This window comes from Flavobacterium flabelliforme, from assembly GCF_017948675.1.
In the GTDB taxonomy this organism is placed as follows: Bacteria; Bacteroidota; Bacteroidia; order Flavobacteriales; family Flavobacteriaceae; genus Flavobacterium; species Flavobacterium pygoscelis.
The window spans coordinates 118,396-134,680 of sequence record NZ_JAGFBU010000005.1 but is presented as its reverse complement, the minus strand read 5'-3'; the positions used below and the strand labels follow the sequence as shown (position 1 = coordinate 134,680).

Sequence of the window (16,285 nt, the reverse complement as noted above, 5' to 3'; positions counted from 1 at the left end):
ATGTTAGAATGGTTAAAAAACATTAATAAAGAACATCCCGAATTTTGGAAAAATTATGTTTCAAAATTCGAAGAAAAATCTTCGCGTTATGTTATTTTATCAACAGAAAGTTCTGGCTCCAATCCGGAGAAAGATGTTCTATTATCGATCGCTGCTTTTTCTGTTATAGAGGATAGTATTTATATAGGCGACAGTTTTGAAGCTGTTTTACTGCAATATCAATTTTATCATGATAATCATTTAGCAGATGAATTTCTATTAGAAAATAAAATTTTAAAATTATCTGAACCTGAAGCTATTCAGTCATTTATCAATTTTGTTGGCAATTCCGTTTTGGTTGGTCACCATATTAATTCTCATGTAGAAATGATAAACCATGCTTTAGATCGTCTAGATTGTGGTAGATTGCGAAACGAGGCTTTGGATATTGATGTAATGCATTGCAAATTAAACGATATTAATGATAAAGAATTTTCACTTGATGAACTTTCAACATTTTATCATATACCCATAAATGAAAAAAATTCTGCTGCAGAAAATGCTTATAGAACAGCTTTGCTTTTCTTAAAACTAAAATCAAGATTGGGAATAAAATAATACTAAAACATACTACTTTACAATACGATTCCTTCCCAGAAACGCCCATGATTTGTTATTGAAACTGGTTTTACTAATTTGGATGAAGTATTGGATATAAATGGGATACCATCCTTTTTAAGGATATTAGTTTCAAAATTTATTTTATTAATTTGGTCAAAATGGAGTTTATTAGTAACCGCAATGGTATAAATAAACTCCTCTGAAATTTGCGTTTGTGTATAATAAGTAAATCCATTACAACCTACTGTTCCCTGATTTTCAGTTTCAAAAAAACACTCGAGCTGTAAAGGTATATAAGCTCGAATTCCAGTTTCTCTATTGTAAATTTTATAAGCCGCTTCTTTTCTGGTCCATAAATTCCAGACCATTAGCTCGGAATTTATAGCATTCTTTATTAAAGATTGCTCTTTTTGGGTAAAAATCTTATCTAAAAAACCTTTTCGTTGCCAATTGCTTTCTTTTTGGGCTAAAGCCAAATCTACAATGTCATTTCCAATCATTTTTTTTAAAATTTTCTAAATTTTATCAGCTAATTTAGTAGAAATAATTTCGATTGCTGCTTTTACATTTAGCATTCGCTCCATTGATTCGTTATCAATAACAATATCATACTTTTCTTCAATATCTAAAATTACATCAACTAAATTAGCTGAATTTATTTTTAAATCGTTGATGAAATCGGTATGCTCTGTTAAGGCTTCAAATGCTTCTTTTTCTTGAACGTATGGTTTAATTATTTCTTTTAATTGTTCAATTATAATTTCTTTCTCCATGTTTATTTACTATTTAATACTACTATATTATTTTTTAACCAATCTCTAAGATAGTTGTTTACTGTTTCAATTTAGTTTTTAAATTTTTTAAAAATCAAACATCCATTCACATCTCCAAAACCAAAACTAGCTTTAGCTACTATATCTATATCTTGATTTATAACTTTTTGAGGTATTTTATTCTCGTCTACAACTGCCTTAATTTCTGGGTGTAAATCTTCACAATTGATGTTTGGAAAAATAAAACCGTGATACAATTGCAATACAGATGCAACACTTTCTATACTTCCGGCTGCAGAAAGACAATGTCCCACCATAGACTTTAAGGAATTTATGTAAGGAAAATCTAAACCATTTCTTTGCAAAGCTTCACTCCAATTCTGGATTTCCAAACTATCTTTTGATGTGGCAGTCAAGTGACCATTTATAACATCAATAGCTTCTGGTTTTATTCCCGCATCAGCAATAGCATTTACAATACATTTTTGCACTGCAATTGGATTTGGAGCTGTCATAGTTCCTAAACCGCGTTGTCCTCCTGAATTTACATTTCCTCCTAGAATTTCAGCATAAATTTTGGCCCCACGAGCGAGAGCAGTTTCGAGGTCTTCTATTAATAAAGCCCCTGCTCCACTTCCTGGAACAAAGCCAGAAGCGCTAGCACTCATTGGTCTTGAACCTTCTTCAGGTGTGGTATTGTGTTTAAAAGTACAAACCCTCATGGCATCAAAACCGCCCCATATATAAGGTCCAGAATCACTTGTACTTCCAGCCAAAATACGCTTTGCTTTTCCTTGTTTGATGCGCTCGTAAGCCATTAAAATACTTTCGGTACCTGTAGTGCAAGCTGAGGAATTGGTAGTTACCTGATTTCCCAGACCTAATTTACCTCCTAAATAGGCGCTTACGCCACTATTCATGGTTTGAGCCACAGCAGTGCTACCCAAACGTCTGGTTTGAAAGTCATCAATTTTATAAATACTTTCTCTAAATTTATCAATTCCAGAAGTTCCTGTACCAAAAATAGTTCCGCTATCCCAGTCAGGATCTTGGTTGTTTTCTACTGGTAATCCTGCATCTTTCCAAGCATCAATTCCTGCTATAACGCCATACAGTATGCCAGAGGAATTAAAGTTACGAAGTTCTAACTCTGAAAAATAACGCAGTGATAATTCGTTTGAAATCTCTGGTTTACCAGAAATCTGACATGAAAATTGCAATCTTTCTAATTCTGGATCGTGTTTTATTCCTGAAATTCCATTTTTTATGGCATGAGTAAATGCTTCAAGCCCTACTCCGTTTGGTGCCACTATTCCAAGTCCTGTTATTACTACCCTTTTATTCATTTATAAAGTCAATTTTAGTAAGAATACAAATTTCAGTGACAATTGTAAACTAATTATACGATCATTCCAGCGATTGTTCCAGAACAAACTACTTCTCCTTTTGTATTTTTCATCCAAACCTTGCATTTTAATTTTCCAAATCTAAAATAAATTTTCTCTGAAAAAACAGTTACTTTTTCGTTAGGATAAACTCCTTTTAAAAAATCAATTTCTGTTGATGTTAAGGCAATTGATGTATTTTTACTAAATGTATCATTTAACAAAAACAGACCCAAACATACAAGGCCGATTTGAGCCATAGTTTCAGTCAAAATTACTCCTGGTGTTATTGGAAAATCTCTAAAATGACCTTTATAAAATTCTAGATTTTCATCAAAAGTAAAAGTACCTTCTACTCCTTTTTCATCAATATGAATGATTTCATCTACAAATAAAAAGGGTTTGGAATACGGTAATCTTGATATAATTTCTTGAAACTTCATTAACGAAATATTTTTTATATTATAAATTCACTGATTATTTCATAATCGACATTAGCTTATAATCTCTGTATAGATGATAAATTTTAAAACTGTAATAATACTCTTTGAGCCGAAAATCCAGGGCCAAAACTCAACATTAAGCCTTTTGTGCCTTTTTTAGGATTATCATCCATAATTCGCTCTAAAACATATAAAACAGTTGCGCTAGACATGTTTCCGTATAATCGCAAAACTTCTTTAGTATCATTAATATTTTTTCCCATATCCGAAAATAAAGCTTCTACGGTTTGCACAATTTTTTTTCCTCCAGGATGAAAAATTAAATGATCAATTTGAGCGATATTAAGATTATTTTTTTCTAAAAAAGGATTAATAATATTTGGAAAATGGGACGATATAGTTTCGGGAACCTCAATATCCAAGACCATTTGCAAGCCCGAATTAGTAAGTTTAAAACCCATCATATCGATATTATCATAAAAATGGTACATTTCTTCGGCCACCACTTCGGGACCTTCATCATCTTCATGAGAAGAAAGTAATACGCAAGCTGCGCCATCACCAAAAATAGCAGCGCTTACAATATTTGCCATCGAAAAATCATCCAATTGAAAAGTTGCAGTAGGACTTTCGACCGCAATAACAGCCGCTCTTTTGCCTGGATTCGCTTTTAAGAAATTCTTGGCATAAATAATTCCAGAGACTCCAGCAGCACAACCCATTTCAGTAACAGGAAGTCTGACAATATCTTGTCTCAGTTTTAGTTTATTTATCAAATAAGCATCTAAGGACGGAATCATAATCCCGGTACAACTTACTGTAATAATATAGTCTAAATCTTCTGGTTTCCATTGAGCTTTGACTAGAGCTTTTTCTAAAACTTTTTCTCCTAGATCAATCACCTCTCGAACATAGATGTCATTTCTTTCCTCAAAAGAAGTTTTGGAAAAAACTTCGATAGGATCCATGATTGAATATCGTTTATCTACAGCGGCTCCTTCAAAAATTTTTTTTACTTTTCTGATAAATCGATCTTCTTGACCTACTAACCAAGCATCTAGAAAAGGGATTATTTCAGTTGTATTTCTGAAATATTTAGGTAACTGCTTTGTTACTGTTTTTATTTTTACACTCATATTTTTGAAATTATCCATTGGTATCTAAAAGCCCATCTCCAATGAATTTTATATTTACTAAAGTTTAATTTTTTAGAAAAAGCAACTAGCTCTTCTTTTTTAAATCCTCTTAATATTGAAACTAATCCATCTTCTCGAGACATCGCATTCAATTGAAAAACAAAGCACAACCCTTGAAACAAACGATAAGCAATTGCGCTTCGTTGTAAATCATTAATTACAATACCAATCGTTGCTTTTGTGTAAAAAGTGTTTAACAAATAAACAATTTCATCGTCTTTAAAATGATGTAATGTCAACGTACATAATATAATATCATACTTTACATCAACAAATTCTTTACTGAATATATCTTGGCATAAATAACTAATATTGGGATATTTTTCTGAAAGTTGTTTTGCGTGTGAGACCGTAAAATTATTAGCATCTATTCCAATTAATTTGAATTTTAAATTATTTTTTAACCCAAATTCAGCTAAAGTACGCAGCATATCACCATTACCACAACCAACATCTACAATCACTATTTCGTTAGGAGTAGCCGGAAGCAAATCTTGGACTCCTTGTAAAGTTAACTTGTTTCCTCCTAAAAGCTGATTAATTTTAGCAATTTTGTCTAAAGCGTCACGCAGGATTTCTCCTTCCATAGCAAAATCGTCCATAATTTCAGGTTCGTCTGTCCTATATTTTGTATTTAATGCCATTTTATAAGTTGAAAGTAATTGGTTTTCCGTGTGTTTTTTTAATTATTACAGGCAATATAAACGGAAATACAGTTAATATACGCATTGCCAACGAAGATAGTTTTGGCTTCTGTAATAGATTAGATAATAATCGTCCCGTTTTAAGACGTCCTTTAAAATTTAAATCCCATTCTTTCTTGTATCTTTTCTCTAAATCTTCTCTAGATTTAATTTCTGTGCTGTAAAATTTACCTACCAACTCAGATACAATTTTAGCACTATTTATAGCCATAGCCATTCCGTTTCCGCATAAAGGATGAATTAAACCAGCAGTATCACCAATCATTAAAATGTGATTTTCAACACTTTCCTTTTTATCAAATGAGATTTGACTTATTGTTAAAGGATTTTCAAAAATTATTTTACTGTGATTAAATACTTTTTTCAAATGAGGGTTTTTATTCACTACTTGCTCTTGATAATCACTAATGTTTTTATATTTTTTAAAAGTTTCATAATTGGCTAAATAGCAAATGTTTATACTATTATTTTCTACTTTAGAAACGCCACAATATCCACCACTAAAATTATGCAAACCAACCAAATCATCAGGGAAATTTCCAGAATAATGTGCTTTTACGGCCAACCAAGCTGATTTTTTCTGAATGAAATTACGATTTAATTTTTGATCTATGTTAGAGCGTTTACCAAAAGCACCTATTACAATTTCTGATTTAAAAACTGTATTATTTGCTGTGGTTATCGTAAACTCATCCTCTTTATAAACAATAGATTCTACTGTATCTTGTATTACTTCACAGCCTACAGCGATTGCTATTTTGAACAAATATTCATCTAAAACGTAACGACTAATTCCAAAACCTCCAAGAGGTAATTTACTTTTAATTATTTTGCCAGAAACAGTAGAAAACTCTAAACGAGTAATATTAGTGGGATTTAGGCTTGAGATATTTAAATCAAGAAATTTAAGATAAGACACTACTTCATTAGAAATATATTCTCCACAAACCTTATGTTTTGGGTATTCATTTTTTTCGAATAAAACAACTTTCATTCCGATTTTAGATAAATGTATAGCAGCTGTTAAACCCGCTAATCCTCCACCAACAATCACTATTTTTTTTTGTTCCATATCAGGTAAATTTAGCATTTTAGTGGAATAATAACATCTAAACCGTATTAAATTTTGATTAGTTTATGTAATAAAAAATTAAAATACTAGATTTGTTTGGTAATGAACACTCAAAATATAAAAAATGTACTGTTAATCATCCCAATATTTTTTTTGGGAATATATTTTTGTGCCGGAATATTTTTTGACCCAAATTTGATTATTTATATTAAACCGCTTATAATCCCGTCATTTTTACTGTACGCTTTAGTTAATAATTACAATAAATTTAATCCTAATTATTATTTATTTGTCGTTTTATTTTATTTGAATGAATTGTTGCTTTTATTTTGGGAAGATTCGGCACAATTATTCAGAATGGCTTTAATAGCTTCTTTTTTTTGCTATCTATCTTTAATAAATTTAGGTTATAAATCAATAAAAAAAATAAAAATAGATACTGCACCAAGCGCTTTTACTTTATTTATTTTAACTCTCAACGTAGTTTTTTTATGCGCTATTCTATATATTTTAATATCTGCAATTGGTGACGAATATCTCAATATTATTTTAGTTTTTAATGCAATAGCGACCGTATTTCTTGGTGTTACAGCAGTTTTGTATTTAGGGAAGTTTGCGGATAAAAAAGCATTTTATTATTTTTTTGGCTCTATAGCGTTAATATTTAATGATATATTTGCTGCGATAGGAACTTACTTTGTTGAGAATGTAATTTTAAACACTTTTGACAGACTCTTACATTTTACTTCGTTTTATCTCATTTATAAATTCATGATAACGGATAAAAAAAAGGCTAAAAATCTTATCACAGATTCTTAACCTTACTTTTCATTATATAAATTTTATTTAGATTTTACCTTCTTTTATTTCTTCAACAATTTCAGGATTTAGCAAAGTAGAAATATCACCAAAATTCGAATAATCGCCTTCTGCTATTTTTCGCAATATTCTACGCATAATTTTACCAGATCTAGTTTTTGGCAAGCCAGTAACAAACTGAATTTTATCTATTTTAGCAATTGGGCCAATATGATCTGAAATCAATTGATTAATTTCTTTTACTAAGTTTTCTCGAACTCTATATTCTCCAACTTCTTTCAAAATTACAAAAGCATATAATGCATTTCCTTTTACATCATGTGGAAAACCTACAATGGCAGATTCTGCAACAGCAGGATGTTCATTTATAGCATCTTCAATTGGTGCTGTTCCTAAATTGTGTCCAGAAACAATAACAACATCATCTTCTCGACCAGTAATTCTATAATAACCTACTTCATCTCTAAGCGCGCCGTCTCCAGTAAAATATTTACCTGGAAAAGCAGAAAAATAAGTGTCTTTATACCGCTGATGATCTCCCCAAATTGTTCGTGCAATACCTGGCCATGGAAATTTAATACAAAGACTACCATTTACTTGATTTCCTTCTATTTCATTTCGTTTATCATCCATTAATACGGGCTGAATTCCTGGTAATGGTAAGGAAGCATAAGTTGGCTTTGTTGGAGTGACAAAGGCAATAGGAGAAATAAGTATACCTCCAGTTTCAGTTTGCCACCAAGTATCGACTAAAGGACATCTTTTACTTCCTACATGGTCGTTGTACCAATGCCATGCCTCTTCATTTATAGGTTCTCCCACGGAGCCAATTACTTTTAAAGAAGTTAGAGGATGTTTTTGAACATATTCTAAGTTTTCTTTTGCCAAAGCGCGAATGGCCGTTGGGGCGGTATAAAATTGTGTTATTTTATGTTTTTCGATAATTTCCCAAAAACGACTAAAATCTGGATAAGAAGGAACACCTTCAAAAATAACAGTTGTAGCTCCATTTAATAATGGTCCATATAAAATATACGAATGTCCGGTGATCCAACCAATATCTGCGGTACACCAAAATACATCATTTTCTTCGTAGTTAAATACGTTTTTGAAAGTATATGCGGTATAAACCATATAACCCGCAGTAGTATGAACCATTCCTTTTGGTTTTCCTGAAGATCCAGAAGTGTAGAGTATAAATAAAGGATCTTCTGCATCCATTATTTCTGCTACATTATTATCACTAGCTTCATCTAAAAGAGGTTGCAACCATTGGTCACGGCCTTCTTTCATATTTATCTCAGAATTAATTCTTTTGACTACTAAAACACTTTCAACACAGCTGCATTTGTCTAAAGCTTCGTCTATAATTCCTTTTAAATCTATTGTTTTATTTCCTCTGTATCCTCCATCAGAAGTGATAACTATTTTACATTCACTATCATTAATTCTGTTGGCAACGGCTGAGGCGGAAAATCCCGCAAAAACAACCGAATGTATGGCTCCAATTCTTGCACAAGCTAAAGTAGCAATGGCTAATTCAGGAATCATAGGCAAGTAAATACACACACGATCTCCTTTTTTTACGCCTTGTTCACGCAATACATTTGCCATTTTACAAACTCTTTCGTGCAACTCATTATATGTGATATGTAATGCTGTTTCTGAAGGATCATTGGGTTCGAAAATAATTGCAGTTTTGTCTCCTCTTTTAGCTAAATGTCTATCGATACAGTTTTTTACAATATTTACTTTTGCTTCTGTAAACCACTTAATATCTGCTTCTGCCATATCAAACTCAACAACTTTATCCCATTGTTGGTACCAAGTAAAATTTTCTTGTGCTATTTTACCCCAAAATTTTCTAGGTTCACGAACTGATTTATTGTAATGTTTAAAATATTGTTCTAGATTATCAATTTTGTAGTAGCTCATATTCAAATTTTTTATAAAAGTATTAAATCTCGCGCTATTCTTAAAATTATCAGCATTATATATAATGATTCAAATCTAAATACAAGCAAAATAAACAGGGTTTTTTAATAGCTATTTAGATGATTTTTAGTCGCTAACAAATAAGAAAGCATAAAAAAACGAGAAAGTTTAATTCTTTCTCGTTTTGTATCTGTATGCTTATATTGTAAAGACAAAAGTTGCTTTAACAAGATTTAAATCAGCTAATTATTTTTAATAACTAAAGATAATATTCTTTAGACTTATCCTAAATAATTTCAAGAATAGGGATTAATCCACTTAACTATAACCTCATTTAAAGTTAAGTGGATGTACAAGCCTTCCATTTGTTTTTAGATTTAATAACTTAACTAATTCAACATAGTACTAAACCATAGAATGCTAATCCCCGATTTTTTTTATTGTGAAATATAATTTTTGAAAAGTTATCCTATTTTCTTCATTGCGGTCATAGATTCTCTCAACCATTCTCCAACCTCTTCTATTGGATGTTGACGAATACTTTTGTTTACGGCGATAAGAACTGCGTTTTCTACTGCATTAGAGTCAGAAAAAGGTTTCCCAATCACATTTGTATCAATGGATTTCATAAAGTCCGCTAATAAAGGTTTGCAGGCATGATCAAATAAATAGCAACCATATTCTGCTGTATCCGAAATAATTCTATTCATTTCATATAATTTTTTTCTTGCCACAGTATTGGCAATCAATGGCAATTCATGTAAGGACTCATAATAAGCAGATTCCTCTATAATTCCAGTTTCAGTCATGGTCTCAAAAGCTAACTCTACTCCTGCCTTAACCATTGCAATCATCAAAACGCCATTATCAAAATATTCTTGTTCAGAAATAGGCGTTGTTGTTGGAGCGGTTTTTTCAAATTTAGTTTCTGCAGTTGCAGCTCTCCATTTTAATAAATTGACATCATCATTAGACCAATCGATCATCATATTTTTCGAAAATTCACCAGATATGATGTCATCCATGTGTTTTTGAAATAACGGACGCAATATATCTTTTAATTCATCTGCTAATCGGTAAGCTTCAATTTTTGAAGGGTTATTCAAACGATCCATCATATTGGTAATTCCGCCATGCTTTAAGGCTTCCGTAATGGTTTCCCAACCATATTGAATTAATTTTGAAGCGTAAGCAGGCTCGATTCCTTTTTCAACCATTTTATCAAAACATAATATTGAGCCTGTTTGCAACATTCCGCAAAGGATGGTTTGTTCTCCCATTAAATCTGATTTTACTTCAGCAACAAAAGAAGAATTTAAAACTCCTGCTTTATGTCCGCCAGTCGCTACTGCATAAGCTTTGGCTTGTTCAAAACCAAAACCATTTGGATCATTTTCTGGGTGAACTGCGATTAATGTTGGCACTCCAAAACCTCTTTTGTATTCCTCTCTCACTTCTGATCCTGGACATTTTGGCGCGCACATTATTACGGTGATATCCTTACGAATTTGCATTCCTTCTTCTACAATATTAAAACCGTGTGAATAGGCTAATGTCGCACCATTTTTCATCAATGGCATAATGGCATTCACAACAGAAGTGTGTTGTTTGTCTGGAGTAAGATTGCAAACTAAGTCAGCTGTTGGTATTAATTCTTGATAAGTTGCCACTTTAAATCCATTATCAGAAGCATTTTTAAAAGAAGCTCTTTTCTCAGTAATTGCATCAGCACGCAAAGCATACGAAATATCTAAACCTGAATCTCTCATGTTTAATCCTTGGTTTAAACCTTGAGCTCCACAACCCACTATTACAATTTTTTTTCCTTGTAATGCTTTAGTTCCATTTGAAAATTCAGATTGATCCATGAATTCACAAACTCCTAATTGTTCTAATTGTAATCTAAGTGGTAATGAATTGAAATAATTTGCCATTGTTTCTATTTTAATGTTTTTGTGTTTTATTTTTGAAATACCTTCTTATTTTTAATTCCAATAAAAAGGTTCTATTGATTACTTAATGTTTCTAATAAAGAGGATATTTCCATTTTTTCTTTAGAAACTGATATTCTTCCAGAACGAACAAATTGCATAATTCCAAAAGGCTTTAATTTATCGTATAACGCTTCTATTTCGTTGCGTTGTCCTGATTTTGAAATCACAAAAAAGTCTCTTGCAACGGTAACAATTTCTGAATGACTTTCTTTAATGATATTTTGAATTTCTCTTTCGTCAAACAAAAGGTTGGATTGAATTTTAAACAAAGCATTTTCTAAGAAAATTGTTTCTTCATCAATATGATAAAATGCTTTGATGACTTCTATTTGTTTTTCAATTTGACCCACAATGTTCTGAACCCATTTTTCAGTTGTATCAACCACAATAATAAATCTCGAAACATTTTCTATTTCAGATTCAGATACATTTAAACTCAAAATATTAATATGGCGTTTCAAGAATATTCCAGATATTCTGTTTAATAAGCCAACGTTGTTTTCTGAATAAACAGAAATGGTGAATATTTTATTTTCCATACTATTAGCTTAAGCGGATATCAGAAACTGATGCTCCAGTTGGGATCATTGGGAATACGTTATTTTCTTTTTCTACCATAACCTCTAAGAAATAGGATTCTTTTGAAGCCATCATTTCGGCGACAGCTGTATCAAGATCTTCTCGTTTGGTCACTTTTTTTGCTTTAATGTAATAGCCTTCAGCAATGGCTATAAAATTGGGATTTATCATCTCTGTAGAGGCATATCGCTTGTCAAAAAATAATTGTTGCCATTGACGAACCATTCCTAAAAACTCATTGTTTAGCACTACAATTTTAACCGGAACTTTAGTTTGAAAAATGGTTCCTAGTTCCTGAATGGTCATTTGAAAACCACCATCGCCAATTATAGCAACCACTTCGCGATTGGGCATTCCCATTTTAGCACCAATTGCCGCTGGCAAAGCAAATCCCATTGTTCCTAAACCACCTGATGTTACATTACTTTTAGTCGAATTGAATTTGGCGTAACGGCAAGCAAACATTTGGTGTTGCCCCACATCCGAAACCATAATGGCATCTCCATTAGAGTGCTTATTAATCATTTCGATGGTTTCTCCCATAGAAATTCCTTTACCATTTGTTGGCTTTAACTCTTCATTGATAACCTGATCTAATTCAATTTGATATTTTTCTTTAAATTCATTGTGCCAAGATTCGTGCTTATTATTATTAATTTTTGGAAGCAAAGCAGTCAAAGACTCTTTCAAATCTGCTAAAACGGCTACTTCTGTTTTAACATTTTTATCAACTTCAGCTGGATCAATTTCAAAATGAATAACCTTTGCTTGCTTGGCATAAGTGGCCAAATTACCAGTAACTCGATCATCGAAACGCATTCCCAAAGCAATAAGAACATCACATTCATTTGTGAGAACATTAGGACCATAATTTCCATGCATTCCAACCATTCCTACGTTTAAGGGATGATCTGTTGGCAATGCTGAAAGCCCTAAAATTGTCCAAGCAGTTGGTATTCCTGATTTTTCAACTAATTCTTTTAGCTCTGCTTCGGCTTCACTAAGAATTACACCTTGCCCAAAAATTATAAAGGGTTTTTTAGCAGCATTGATCAATGCAGCCGCTTCATTCACTTTAGTGAAATCTAATGTAGGCTTTGGATTATAACTTCTAATGCTGGTACATTTTTTATAACTAAATTCAATTTCGTCAAATTGAGCATTTTTCGTAATGTCTATTAGTACAGGACCTGGACGACCTGATTTGGCAATAAAAAAAGCTTTCGCCATTATTTCTGGAATTTCAGAAGCTTCGGTTATTTGATAATTCCATTTGGTCACAGGAGTCGAAATACCAATAATATCTGTTTCCTGAAAAGCATCTGAACCCAATAAGTGTTTACCAACTTGTCCCGTAATACAAACCATTGGTGTAGAATCAATTTGTGCATCTGCAATTCCTGTTACTAAATTAGTGGCTCCTGGACCTGAAGTAGCAATTGCCACTCCTACTTTTCCAGTTGCTCTCGCAAAGCCTTGTGCTGCGTGGGTTGCGCCTTGTTCGTGTCGGACCAAAACATGATGCAATTGATCTTGAAATTTATATAATTCATCGTAAACTGGCATTATCGCTCCACCGGGATATCCATAAACCAAGTCTACACCTTCTTCTAGCAAGCAACGTATAACGGCTTCGGCACCAGATATTTTATTATTTTTCATCCTTTTATCTTATTTTCAAACCTATTGAAATTTCATTTTATTAAAATTATTTTGACTTACTTGTCGGTGACACAACCTGTCGACGCACTTGAAACAGCTCTAGCGTATTTTAGCAAAACGCCTTTAGTCGCTTTTAATTCGGGTTGAACCCAAAGAGCTTTCCGAGCAGCAAATTCATCATCAGAAATTTTGAGATTGATTGTATTATTTTTGGCATCTATAGTAATTGTATCACCATTATTGACGAGTGCAATTCCTCCACCATCAAAAGCTTCAGGAGTAATATGCCCTACAACAAAACCATGTGTACCTCCAGAGAATCTACCATCGGTAATAAGTGCAACTGAATTGCCGAGTCCAGCTCCCATAATAGCAGAAGTTGGCTTGAGCATTTCGGGCATTCCAGGACCACCTTTTGGACCACAATTTCTAATAACAACTACATTACCAGGATGAACCAAACCACTTTGAATTCCTGGAATAACTTCAAATTCACTTTCGAAAACGATAGCTTCTCCTTCAAAAAATTCTCCTTCATTACCACTAATCTTTGCTACAGAACCTTCCTCAGCTAAATTTCCATACAAAATTTGAATGTTACCTGTAGGTTTTAATGCTTTTTGTATTTCATGAATTACCTCTTGACCATCACTTAAATTGGGAACAGAAGCTAAATTTTCAGCAACTGTTTTCCCTGTAACGGTCAAACAATCTCCATGAAGCAAACCTTCTTTTAATAAATATTTCATTACTGCGGGAACACCACCAACTTGATGTAAATCTTCCATCATGTATTTCCCACTTGGCTTTAAATCAGCTAAAACAGGTGTTTTATTACTTATATCTTGAAAATCTTTTAATGTAATTTCGATGTCTACAGAATGCGCCATTGCAATAATATGCATCACGGCATTAGTTGATCCACCCAGAACGGCTACCATCATAATCGCATTCTCAAAAGCTTTTCGAGTCATGATATCGGTAGGTTTAATGTCTTTTTCTAACAAAAGTCGTATCGCTTTACCAGCAGCAACGCACTCTTGTTTTTTCTCATCACTTAATGCTGGATTTGATGAACTATAAGGTAAACTCATTCCCAAAGCTTCAATTGCAGAGGCCATAGTGTTTGCAGTATACATTCCGCCGCAAGCGCCAGCTCCTGGACAAGCATTCTGAATTACCCCTTTAAAGTCTTCGTCAGTGATTGTATTATTAAATTTTTTTCCCAAAGCTTCAAAAGCTGAAACAATATTTAAGGATTCTCCTTTCCATTTTCCGGAGTGAATTGTGCCTCCATACACCATAATTGCAGGACGATTTACTCTTCCCATTGCCATTATGGCTCCTGGCATATTTTTGTCACAACCTGGAATTGCAATTAAACTGTCATACCATTGTGCGCCCATAACAGTTTCTATAGAATCAGCAATTACATCTCTAGAAACTAGTGAGAAACGCATTCCATCTGTGCCATTTGAAATTCCGTCACTAACTCCAATGGTGTTAAAAATTAAACCCACCAAATCAGCATTCCACACTCCTTTTTTTACATCTTTTGCAAGATCATTAAGGTGCATATTACAAGTATTTCCCTCATAACCCATACTCACAATTCCTACTTGCGCTTTCTTTAAATCGTCTTCTGTTAAACCAATTCCGTAGAGCATTGCTTGTGCAGCAGGTTGTGTTACGTCTTGAGTTATTGTTTTACTGTACTTGTTTAATTCCATTATATTTGATTTTGTATTTTAATTTTTTTCCAAAAAAAAACCTCCCAAATGATGGGAGGTTTTAAATATATTTTTCAATTATACCTATACCATTTCCCTTGCATATGTGTTTACCACAATGACAATAATAATAAGAGAAATAATAATTGAGTTTTGCATTTGTTTATTTTTTACACTGCGAAAGTAGAACTACTTGTTTAATAAAAAAAACATAATCTCAATTATTAACATATTATCAATTATTAATACTCTTTTTTAACAATTTATCTTTAAACTATAGTCGATTGTCCGATATATACATTATCGCTTTTAAAATACAAGTCGTCTTTACTTAAAATGTAGTTCGAAATAAAGTCTCCTACTTCATTTGTTCCAAATTTTGAATAAGGATTCAAATCAGCAGTAACTACATTGAGTTCAATTGCTTTATGAACAGCTTCGTACACTTTTTTGGATTCCTGATGAAGACCAAAATGCTCTAAAAGCATTGCAGAAGCTAAAACAGAAGCAATTGGATTGGCAATATTCTTTCTTCTAGCTTCAGGAAATGAACCATGAATAGGTTCAAAAAGTACACTAGAATTCCCTAATGAAGCAGAAGGCAATAAGCCTAAAGCTCCTGTGATAACACTCGCTTCATCGGATAAAATATCACCAAACAAATTCTCTGTCAAAATCACATCAAATTGTTTTGGATTAATAATAATTTGCATCGCTGCATTATCAACAAGTAAAAATTCTAGTGTAACTTCTGGATATTCTTTAGCAATTTGAGTTACTGTTTTTCTCCACAACCTAGAGGTTTCCAGAATACTAGCTTTATCTACAAGAGTTACTTTATTTCTTCTTTTTTGTGCTGCTCTAAAGGCTAAATGAGCAATTCTGATAATTTCTTCTTCAGTATATTCGCATAAATCTGAAGCTACAGTTCCTTGGTCATTGATCTTTTTTTCACAAAAATAAGAACCACCAGAAATTTCTCTAAAAATCACAAAATCAGTATCCTCAATTATTTTTCTTTTTAATGGAGATAAATCAAGTAAGTCTTTGTAAGGTTTTATTGGTCGGATGTTAGCATACAAACCCAATGCTTGTCTTAATTTTAACAATCCATAAATTGGATTTAACTTGCTATTACTATTATTATCATAAATTGCATCGCCAACCGTTCCAAATAAAACAGCATCGGTGTTCAAGCAAAGATTTAAGGTTTGCTCTGGCAAAGGATTCCCTGTTTTTTCTATAGCAATTGCGCCTATAAAAGCATCTTCAAATACAAACTCATGATCATAAATGATTGCAATAGCGTTTAATGCTTTTTTGGCTTGTAAAATAACCTCTGGACCAATTCCGTCTCCTGATAATACTGCTATTTTTAAATTCATCTGATTTT

The 16,285-nt window shown here is 32.5% G+C and carries 15 protein-coding genes; 2 read left to right on the top strand and 13 right to left on the bottom strand.

Features of this window, described 5'->3' with window-relative positions:
• The gene (locus tag J3S90_RS12735; RefSeq protein WP_210646524.1) at positions 1-597 is read left to right on the top strand and encodes a 3'-5' exonuclease; all 597 of its coding nucleotides are present in this window, start codon (positions 1-3) and stop codon (positions 595-597) included.
• A gap of 17 nt (positions 598-614) precedes the next feature.
• On the opposite strand, the gene J3S90_RS12730 is transcribed toward J3S90_RS12735, so the two are convergent.
• From J3S90_RS12730 to J3S90_RS12700, 7 genes are all read right to left on the bottom strand, one after another.
• Complete coding sequence (locus J3S90_RS12730) at positions 615-1,100, bottom strand: 4'-phosphopantetheinyl transferase family protein (RefSeq protein ID WP_210646523.1); 486 nt, start codon at positions 1,098-1,100, stop codon at positions 615-617.
• Positions 1,101-1,115: 15 nt separating this feature from the next.
• Positions 1,116-1,373, bottom strand: a complete 258-nt coding sequence (locus J3S90_RS12725) for an acyl carrier protein (RefSeq protein ID WP_210646522.1) — start codon at positions 1,371-1,373, stop codon at positions 1,116-1,118.
• A 71-nt stretch (positions 1,374-1,444) separates the two neighbouring features.
• Entirely contained in the window at positions 1,445-2,719 is a 1,275-nt protein-coding gene (locus J3S90_RS12720) for a beta-ketoacyl-[acyl-carrier-protein] synthase family protein (protein ID WP_210646521.1), read from the bottom strand.
• 53 nt (positions 2,720-2,772) lie between these two features.
• Entirely contained in the window at positions 2,773-3,201 is a 429-nt protein-coding gene (locus J3S90_RS12715) for a 3-hydroxyacyl-ACP dehydratase FabZ family protein (RefSeq protein WP_210646520.1), read from the bottom strand.
• Positions 3,202-3,284: 83 nt separating this feature from the next.
• Complete coding sequence (locus J3S90_RS12710) at positions 3,285-4,337, bottom strand: type III polyketide synthase (protein ID WP_210646519.1); 1,053 nt, start codon at positions 4,335-4,337, stop codon at positions 3,285-3,287.
• Positions 4,334-5,041 (bottom strand): methyltransferase domain-containing protein, encoded by a 708-nt coding sequence (locus J3S90_RS12705; protein ID WP_210646518.1) that lies wholly within the window; start codon positions 5,039-5,041, stop codon positions 4,334-4,336. The genes J3S90_RS12710 and J3S90_RS12705 overlap by 4 nt, the downstream gene beginning before the upstream one ends.
• Position 5,042: 1 nt before the next feature.
• Positions 5,043-6,221: an NAD(P)/FAD-dependent oxidoreductase gene (locus J3S90_RS12700; protein ID WP_317192547.1), complete on the bottom strand. Its 1,179-nt coding sequence runs from the start codon at positions 6,219-6,221 to the stop codon at positions 5,043-5,045.
• A 147-nt stretch (positions 6,222-6,368) separates the two neighbouring features.
• Here J3S90_RS12700 and J3S90_RS12695 point away from each other — a divergent pair, with 147 nt between their 5' ends.
• On the top strand, positions 6,369-6,992 hold the full coding sequence (locus tag J3S90_RS12695) for a hypothetical protein (protein WP_210646516.1): 624 nt from the start codon (positions 6,369-6,371) through the stop codon (positions 6,990-6,992).
• Between the two features lie 27 nt (positions 6,993-7,019).
• Here the strand turns inward: J3S90_RS12695 and acs are convergent, their stop codons facing one another.
• From acs to leuB, 6 genes are all read right to left on the bottom strand, one after another.
• Entirely contained in the window at positions 7,020-8,927 is a 1,908-nt protein-coding gene (gene acs, locus J3S90_RS12690; RefSeq protein ID WP_210646515.1) for an acetate--CoA ligase, read from the bottom strand.
• Positions 8,928-9,391: 464 nt separating this feature from the next.
• Positions 9,392-10,861: a ketol-acid reductoisomerase gene (gene ilvC / locus J3S90_RS12685; protein ID WP_210646514.1), complete on the bottom strand. Its 1,470-nt coding sequence runs from the start codon at positions 10,859-10,861 to the stop codon at positions 9,392-9,394.
• A gap of 71 nt (positions 10,862-10,932) precedes the next feature.
• A complete protein-coding gene (gene ilvN / locus J3S90_RS12680; protein ID WP_210646513.1) occupies positions 10,933-11,460 on the bottom strand; it encodes an acetolactate synthase small subunit in 528 nt (175 codons plus the stop codon).
• Between the two features lie 4 nt (positions 11,461-11,464).
• Positions 11,465-13,162, bottom strand: a complete 1,698-nt coding sequence (gene ilvB, locus J3S90_RS12675; protein ID WP_210646512.1) for a biosynthetic-type acetolactate synthase large subunit — start codon at positions 13,160-13,162, stop codon at positions 11,465-11,467.
• A 56-nt stretch (positions 13,163-13,218) separates the two neighbouring features.
• On the bottom strand, positions 13,219-14,892 hold the full coding sequence (gene ilvD, locus J3S90_RS12670; RefSeq protein WP_210646511.1) for a dihydroxy-acid dehydratase: 1,674 nt from the start codon (positions 14,890-14,892) through the stop codon (positions 13,219-13,221).
• A 269-nt stretch (positions 14,893-15,161) separates the two neighbouring features.
• Positions 15,162-16,277: a 3-isopropylmalate dehydrogenase gene (gene leuB / locus J3S90_RS12665; protein WP_210646510.1), complete on the bottom strand. Its 1,116-nt coding sequence runs from the start codon at positions 16,275-16,277 to the stop codon at positions 15,162-15,164.
• Positions 16,278-16,285: the final 8 nt, after the last annotated feature.